Raw genomic sequence first — 6,966 nt, 5'->3', positions numbered from 1 at the left:
CCGCCGGCCCGCCCCCGGCCGCCGCGCAGCAGTTCGCCCCGGGCCGCCCCCATCCCGGGCAGCCGCCGCAGCAACAGCAGCAGTACGCACCCCCGGCGCCCCCGCCGGCCCCCAACCGGATCCATCCGGCGGTCATCGCCGCGGCGGTCGTCGGGCTGGCGGTGGCCGGACTCGGCGTCGGGGCGCTGCTCGGCGACGGGAAGGCCCAGAACAACGACCCGGTCGCGGTCGAGGCGCCGGCGTCGACCGGCCCGTCCGCGTCCGCGGCGGGCGAGGCGCAGGCCGACCCGGCCCGTCCGCAGGCCGTCCAGCTCGACAAGCTCCTCGCCGACAGCAACGACAGCCGCGCCGCGGTGATCAAGGCCGTCGAGGACATCAAGGTCTGCAAGAACCTCTCCCAGGCGTCCCAGGACCTGCGCGACGCCGCCCGCCAGCGCGACGGTCTGGTCACCCGGCTCCAGGAACTCAAGGTGGACAAGCTCCCGGACCACGCGAAGCTCACGGCCTCCCTCAACAAGGCCTGGAAGGCCTCGGCGGACGCCGACAACAGCTACGCGGACTGGGCCGACGACGTGGCCGGCGATGCGGGCCGTGACAACAAGCCCGACGCCAACAAGGACGACAAGGACGACAAGGACGACAAGGGCGACAAGGACGACAAGGACGACAAGGGCTGCAAGGACGGCAAGGCCAGGGCCACCGACAACGCCTCCGACGGCAACCGCTCCAGCGGCGAGGCGACGAAGGCCAAGGAGTCGGCGGCGGTCCTGTGGAACCGGATCGCGGCCAAGTACGGCCTCACCCAGCGCGACAAGTCCCAGCTGTGACCCGCCGGGCGGTGTGGGAGCGGCTGTTCGGCGGCTCGTCGCCGCGGCGACCGGAGGATCCGGACGCCGCGGGGGCGGTGCCGAGCATGGCGACGATCACGGCACCGCTGCGCGCGAACATGGACCGGCTCGGCGGGGACTTCAGCGATGAGAACATCCGCACGCTGGGCAACCACGTCCCGATGCTGCTCCAGAACGGCGGGACGGAACTCCTGGAGCTGTGGCTGGAGCCCGTCGGGCAGGACTACTGGCTCTCTCCCGGCGAGACCGTCATCGTGACGTCGTACGGATCGTGGAGCGACCACCCCTTCGAGACGTACCACGAGCCGGAGTGCGTCCAGGTCTGGGTCTCCTCCTGCTTCGCCACCGTCACGTTCCCCGACGGCACCGAGGTGCCGCCCGCGCACCGGCGTCCCGCGGGCAAGTACGGGAGCTGACCGGCTCCGACGCCCCGGCGTCAGGTGGAGCGGGGGGCGCCTTCGAGGGTGGGCGTCATGTCCTGTGACTGCTCGCCGGGCTGGGCGACGAGTCGGCCCGACTGGACGATCTGGAAGGTGACCCGGCCGTTGACCAGGCGGGGGAAGCCGGCGACGGCCCGCATGTCCTGGTAGCGCCAGCTCAGGTCGGGGGTCAGACCGCCGGTCGCGACGCTCTCGGACCGGTTCAGGGCGTGGGCCACCTTGCGGGCCGTGACCTCCTCGTCGCCGCCGAAGCGCTTCACGACCTCGTTCAGGACGGTGTACGCGATCCAGGTGGTCTGCGCCCCGCTGTCGTCGGGGTCCACGCTGTCGTCGCCGAAGGCCTGCTCGGTGATCACCTTGCGCATCGGCGCCCACAGCGGGTCGGTGGACACCGGGTACCAGCTGGTGAGGTACGCGCCTTCGAAGGGGCTCTCCTTGCCGCCGGTGCGGTCGACCAGGGCCTGGCTGACGCTGCCGAGCACGGAGGAGATCTGCGGGTTGCGGTGTTGGCCGTCGATGCGGCGGAAGGCGTCGAAGAAGGTCTCGGTGCGCTCGCCCAGGACAGCCGTCACGCACTGCTTGTTGTCCTTGCCGTCCTTCCCGTCCTTGGTGTCCTTCGCGGCCGGGCCGCCGGACGAGCCGCCGGCCGGGCCGGTGGACGGTGCGCCGGAGGGGGTGCCGGCGGGGGCGGGCGAGGCGGAGCCGTTCAGGGCCTCGCGCGCCTGCGGCGTGAGGTCGGCGGAGTCCTCGGCGGCCCGGATGTCGGAGGCCTCCGACATCTTGTTGGCCTTCAGCCCGGCGTTGAGCAGGACGGGCATGGTGTCCCCGGCGAGGGTGTCGGGGCGGACCAGGGACACCTGCGCGCAGGCCTTGCCCAGCTGGTGTCCGGCGCCGGCCAGCAGGGCGGGCTGACCGCCGTTGACGGGGTAGGACAGGGTGCTCTGGAACTCCTCGGCGGAGACGCCGTAGCCGCCGATGAAGGGGATGCCCTCGGCCTCCAGCGGGGCCATGAAGGCGCGCCCGTGCTGGCTGTAGGAGCCGACGACGGCGACGGCCCTCTCGGCGACGGCCTTGCGGGCGCAGTCGGCGGCGCCCGTCGGGGTGTTCTTCTCGTTGCAGGTCAGTACGCGCAGTTTGCGGCCCTTGATGCCGCCGTTGGCGTTGACCCAGCTCTCGTACGCCTTGGCCATGCCGGGCATTCCGGGCATGTTGGTGGCTTTGGTGCCGATCGGGGCGAACGTCATGACCGTGATGGTGTCCCCGGAACCTCCCGGGCCGCCGGGGACCACCCCGCACGCGGTGGTGAGACACGCGCCCATCGTCGCCGCAAGGAGGGTGCGGGAGAAGGGGGTTGAGCTTCGCCGACTGGTCATGTCCACCGACCATTCCGCCCCACGGGGAACTGAATGCTGAGGTGTACATAACATCCGGTGACACAGAGGTGAATTGCCGGGTGCGGGCGCCTCAAGATCGCGCCGGCGGTGAACGTACGATCGAAAGCGTGACATTCGCCCAAGGTTCGAAGAACTCTTCCCGCCGCGGCGGCCGCTCCTCCACCATGGGCGGCATGCCCCTCAACGACATGCCGTGGTGGCGCTGGCGCAGCAACGTGCGCTCGGCGCTGCACATGCTCTCCGACCCGCGGTTCCAGCAAGAGGTCTGGCTGGCCGGTGCCGAAGGGTACGGGGACGTCACCGACGCCGTGTACCGGCTCGTCGAGGACACCTGGCTCGACAGCTGGTCCGCCGAGAAGTACGTCGGCACGATCTTCCGCGACGCGCAGGAGGCGGCCGCGGTCGACCTCGCCGTGCTGCGGGTGCTGCGCATCCTGCACCAGGTCGGCCCGGACGCGCCCGTCTCCGTCTACCTGGAGCACCCCGCGTGGCCCGAGGCCGTACGGGCCGCCCGGCAGGCCCACGTCCGGATGGCGGCGGCGGACGGGGAGGACCCGGACGCCCGGCCCAGCTCCGTGGAAGTTTTGAGGAGCCTCACCCGCGCGGTGTGAAAGGCTATGCGGTCATGAGCGATCCGCAGCCCGAGGCGCAGCCCCAGTACGTCCTGACCGTGTCCTGCCCCGACAAGCAGGGCATCGTCCACGCCGTGTCGAGTTACCTCTTCATGACCGGGTGCAACATCGTGGACAGTCAGCAGTTCGGGGACCGGGAGACCGGCCTCTTCTTCATGCGGGTGCACTTCGAGTCCGAGCCGGGGCTGACGGTCGACAAGCTGCGCGCGAGTTTCGCCGCGATCGGCGAGTCCTTCCGGATGGACTGGCAGATCCACCGCTCCGACGAGCGCATGAAGATCGTGCTGATGGTCTCGAAGTTCGGCCACTGCCTGAACGACCTGCTGTTCCGGTCGAGCATCGGCGCGCTGCCGGTGGAGATCGCCGCGGTCGTCTCGAACCACACCGACTTCGCGGAGCTCGTCGGCTCGTACGACGTGCCGTTCGTCCACATCCCGGTGACCAAGGACACGAAGGCGGCCGCCGAGGCGCGGCTGCTGGAGCTCGTCCGGGAGAAGGACGTCGAGCTGGTCGTCCTCGCCCGCTACATGCAGGTGCTGTCGGACACCCTCTGCAAGGAGCTGAGCGGGCGGATCATCAACATCCACCACTCGTTCCTGCCGAGCTTCAAGGGCGCCAAGCCGTACCACCAGGCGCACGCGCGCGGCGTGAAGCTGATCGGTGCGACCGCCCACTACGTGACGGCCGACCTCGACGAGGGCCCGATCATCGAGCAGGAGGTCGAGCGCGTCGGGCACGAGGTGACCCCCGACCAGCTCGTCGCCATCGGCCGCGACGTCGAGTGCCAGGCACTGGCCCGCGCCGTGAAGTGGCACAGCGAGCACCGCGTGCTGCTGAACGGCTCCCGCACGGTCGTCTTCGCCTGAGCCGAGACCCCCCGCGAGACCCCCCCCGCGAGACCCCCCGCGACGCCCCCGGCCGGAGGGGCATCGCGCCGGGGGCGTCCCGCCTACAGGCGGCTGAGCGAGGCGGCGGCGAACAGCACGTCGCGGATCGCCTCGCGGTCGCCGGTCTGGCCCACCGCGGCCTCCTCCGGGAAGATGTGACCGGCGGCGAGCTGACAGAATTCGAGGCCGTCCAACGCCACCTCGGCCACCGTGTGCTCCCGCGAGGGCTTCGCGGCCGGCGAGTCCAGGGCGATGTCCCAGCCACCGCCGCCCGCACCCTCGATCTCCAGGTGCAGCGTCCGACCCGGCGCGCCCGCCGCGACCAGTCCGCGCGCCGGGGCCGCCAGCCCCGACCGGCGCCGGCCCGCGAGAGCGCCCGGCAGCAGTCGCGCCGCGAGGTCGATCATCCGGTGCAGGTCCGGGCCCGAAGGCGGCTCGTACGGGTAGTCCACCGCCTCCGCGATGTCCCAGGCGTGCACCCAGCACTCGAAGGCCCGTTCCAGGAACGCGTCGCCCAACGGCAGCGCGAACCCGCCGTAGTCCACGCCCAGTTCGGCCACGCCCCGGCCCGCGAACGACACCGTGCGGACCAGCGTGTGCCCCTGCTCCCGCCACGGTTCGCGGACCTGCCGGGTGGTCGGGTACGGGGAGGAGTTCCAGAAGTGCTCGGTACGGCCCGTGGGCCCGCCCTGCGGCGCCGCCGGGCCCAGTGGATCGTCCAGGCCGAGCGCGGTCGCCACGAGCCCGTCCACCGTCAGCAGGTGTCCGATGACGCCCGCCACCGTCGTCCGGCGGGAGCGCCGCTGCTCCTCCTCGAACCACTTCAGCCGGACGGGGGTGTGCCACTCGGAGTCGCCGAAGTCCCGCAGCAGCGCGTCGAGCCGCGCCGTCTCGGTGTCGTACGGGCTCGCCCACACCGGCACCGGGATCCGCGCCGGGCGTTTGCCCAGGCAGTCCTCCAGCACCCGCGAGCGCAGCAGCGGCTTGAGGTCCAGGCTCTCCTCGGGGTGCAGCAGCCCGACCGCGTCGCGCAGCCGCAGCGCCTCCTCGGCGCAGGGCGCGCACTCCGTGAGGTGGTCCTCCACGGCCTGCGTCTCCTCGGCGGAGCAGGCGGCGAGCGCCCACGCCCCGAGCAGGGACTTCAGCACGCCGTGAGAGGGCGGCTCCGGTACGGGGGCGGGCGACGGTCCGTCCGCGGGCGCGGGCAGCGGGTGCGGCGGACGCAGGTCGTCACCCGCCGCCCGCGGACCGGGTATCCGCGCCGGACCGCCCGCCGGGCGCTCGTAGGCGTCGTCGGGGATCTCTTCGGAGGGGCCGGTCATCGGGGCGTTCCGTATTCGCGTGAGCCGTATCCGGGCGGGGCGGGGTCCTCGCGGGGGAGGACGTTGGCGGTCGACAGCAGTTGGAGGCCCAGGCGCAGCCGGCGCCGCGCCTCGTCCTCGCTGATCTGCAGGTCGGCGGCGGCCTGCCGGTAGTCGCGGCGCTTGAAGTAGGCCAGTTCGAGGGCGGCCCGCAGCGGGGCGGGCATGGAGGTCACGATGTAGTCGGCGCGGGCGGCCGCGTTGGCGCTGCGGACCTTCTGCTCCAGCTCCTCCCGCGAGCCGCGGCCCAGTTCGGCCTGGCGCAGTCGGGCCACGGCCTGGCCCTGGGTGATCCGGGCGACCCAGGAACGCATGGATCCCTGCTTCGGGTCGTAGGCGTCCGGGTTCTCCCAGATGTACCCGAAGACCTCGCGGGTGATCCGGTCGGCCGCCTTCTCGTCGCCCAGGACCCGGTGCGCCAGGCTGTGCACGAGCGAGGCGAACCGGTCGTACAACTCTCCGAGCGCCGCCGCCTCACCGCGGGCCAGGCGCTGCTGCATGCGTCGGTCCCAGCGCGGTGGAACGTCCTTCGCCATGGTGCCCCCTGCCGTGTGTCGACCCGTCGAATGTAGTCCGCACCTGACGGAACGCGCCTGTTTTGGCGGAAGCCCGCCCTGGAAGGATGGATCCCGTGCTACGCCCGTCGCGTTGACGGCGTGACACCTACCCAGGGATGGCACACGCATACGCGCCCCGTCGCGCTCCCCGTGCGCGGGTTCGATGCGGCCACCTGCTTGACCGCTTCGCTTAACGCTCGGGCCACTCAGGGCTTACGCTCCTGCCTTGTCTTGAACTGCACCCCATCGCACATGTGAAGGCGGAACGCCGACTATGGACAGCGCAGAATACGAGCGCAAGATCGCCGCCCGATTCGCCACGTTCGACCAGGACGGGTCCGGCTATATCGACCGGGAGGACTTCAGTACGGCCGCCAGGGCGGTGCTGGCCGAATTCGGCACCACCGCGCGGTCGGACAAGGGCCAGGCCGTCTTCAACGGAGCCGAGGCGTTCTGGCAGGGCATGGCCGGGATCGCCGACGTGGACGGCGACCAGCGGGTGTCCCGCGAGGAGTTCGTCACCGGCGCCGCGAAGCGCCTGCGGGACAGCCCGGACCGGTTCGCGGAGATCGCCCGGCCGTTCCTGTCGGCGGTGATCGCCGTCGCCGACGAGGACGGAGCCGGCGCGACGCCGGCGGCGGCGACCCGGGTCCTGCGCGTCCTCGGCACCCCGACCGAACTGGCCGACCAGGTCGCGGCGGTGCTGGACGCGGACGGCGACGGCCGGATCTCCGAGGACGAGATCCTGGCGGCGTTCGCGGGCTACTGCGGGGTGGACCCGGACGCGTAGTCCGGTCCGCACCCGGGCCTCACGCCACCCGGCCCTCACGCCACCCGGCGCGGCGCC

7 protein-coding genes and 1 pseudogene are annotated in these 6,966 nt (G+C 72.1%); 5 read left to right on the top strand and 3 right to left on the bottom strand.

Going from position 1 to position 6,966, the window contains the following annotated elements; all coding sequences use genetic code 11:
* Positions 1-827 (top strand): annotated as a pseudogene (locus tag NOD94_RS39370) (hypothetical protein); the annotation flags it as partial.
* Between the two features lie 86 nt (positions 828-913).
* Positions 914-1,264, top strand: a complete 351-nt coding sequence (locus NOD94_RS39365; protein WP_281211050.1) for a hypothetical protein — start codon at positions 914-916, stop codon at positions 1,262-1,264.
* Between the two features lie 20 nt (positions 1,265-1,284).
* Here the strand turns inward: NOD94_RS39365 and NOD94_RS39360 are convergent, their stop codons facing one another.
* The gene (locus tag NOD94_RS39360) at positions 1,285-2,661 is read right to left on the bottom strand and encodes an ABC transporter substrate-binding protein (RefSeq protein ID WP_281211049.1); all 1,377 of its coding nucleotides are present in this window, start codon (positions 2,659-2,661) and stop codon (positions 1,285-1,287) included.
* Positions 2,662-2,846: 185 nt separating this feature from the next.
* Between NOD94_RS39360 and NOD94_RS39355 the strand changes: the two genes are divergently transcribed.
* Positions 2,847-3,293 (top strand): hypothetical protein, encoded by a 447-nt coding sequence (locus tag NOD94_RS39355; RefSeq protein ID WP_281211051.1) that lies wholly within the window; start codon positions 2,847-2,849, stop codon positions 3,291-3,293.
* Between the two features lie 14 nt (positions 3,294-3,307).
* Entirely contained in the window at positions 3,308-4,180 is an 873-nt protein-coding gene (gene purU / locus NOD94_RS39350; protein ID WP_281211048.1) for a formyltetrahydrofolate deformylase, read from the top strand.
* 83 nt (positions 4,181-4,263) lie between these two features.
* Here purU and NOD94_RS39345 read toward each other — a convergent pair whose 3' ends face one another.
* Positions 4,264-5,523, bottom strand: coding sequence for a maleylpyruvate isomerase N-terminal domain-containing protein (locus NOD94_RS39345; protein WP_281211047.1), 1,260 nt, complete (start codon positions 5,521-5,523; stop codon positions 4,264-4,266).
* Complete coding sequence (locus tag NOD94_RS39340) at positions 5,520-6,098, bottom strand: sigma-70 family RNA polymerase sigma factor (RefSeq protein WP_281211046.1); 579 nt, start codon at positions 6,096-6,098, stop codon at positions 5,520-5,522. The genes NOD94_RS39345 and NOD94_RS39340 overlap by 4 nt, the downstream gene beginning before the upstream one ends.
* Before the next feature lie 295 nt (positions 6,099-6,393).
* Between NOD94_RS39340 and NOD94_RS39335 the strand changes: the two genes are divergently transcribed.
* Complete coding sequence (locus NOD94_RS39335) at positions 6,394-6,909, top strand: EF-hand domain-containing protein (protein ID WP_281211045.1); 516 nt, start codon at positions 6,394-6,396, stop codon at positions 6,907-6,909.
* Positions 6,910-6,966 lie beyond the last annotated feature (57 nt).

This window comes from Streptomyces sp. Isolate_45, from assembly GCF_024721315.2.
In the GTDB taxonomy this organism is placed as follows: Bacteria; Actinomycetota; Actinomycetes; order Streptomycetales; family Streptomycetaceae; genus Streptomyces.
Note: the sequence above shows the minus strand (reverse complement) of the source record. Positions and strands in the feature narration are given on the sequence as shown.

Excerpts from the sequence above, each read along its gene's own strand:
- NOD94_RS39345 (WP_281211047.1), bottom strand. The coding sequence starts at position 5,523 with ATGACCGGCCCCTCCGAAGAGATCCCCGACGACGCCTACGAGCGCCCG.
- purU (WP_281211048.1), top strand. The coding sequence starts at position 3,308 with ATGAGCGATCCGCAGCCCGAGGCGCAGCCCCAGTACGTCCTGACCGTG.
- NOD94_RS39335 (WP_281211045.1), top strand. The coding sequence starts at position 6,394 with ATGGACAGCGCAGAATACGAGCGCAAGATCGCCGCCCGATTCGCCACG.
- NOD94_RS39355 (WP_281211051.1), top strand. The coding sequence starts at position 2,847 with ATGGGCGGCATGCCCCTCAACGACATGCCGTGGTGGCGCTGGCGCAGC.
- NOD94_RS39340 (WP_281211046.1), bottom strand. The coding sequence starts at position 6,098 with ATGGCGAAGGACGTTCCACCGCGCTGGGACCGACGCATGCAGCAGCGC.
- NOD94_RS39365 (WP_281211050.1), top strand. The coding sequence starts at position 914 with ATGGCGACGATCACGGCACCGCTGCGCGCGAACATGGACCGGCTCGGC.
- NOD94_RS39360 (WP_281211049.1), bottom strand. The coding sequence starts at position 2,661 with ATGACCAGTCGGCGAAGCTCAACCCCCTTCTCCCGCACCCTCCTTGCG.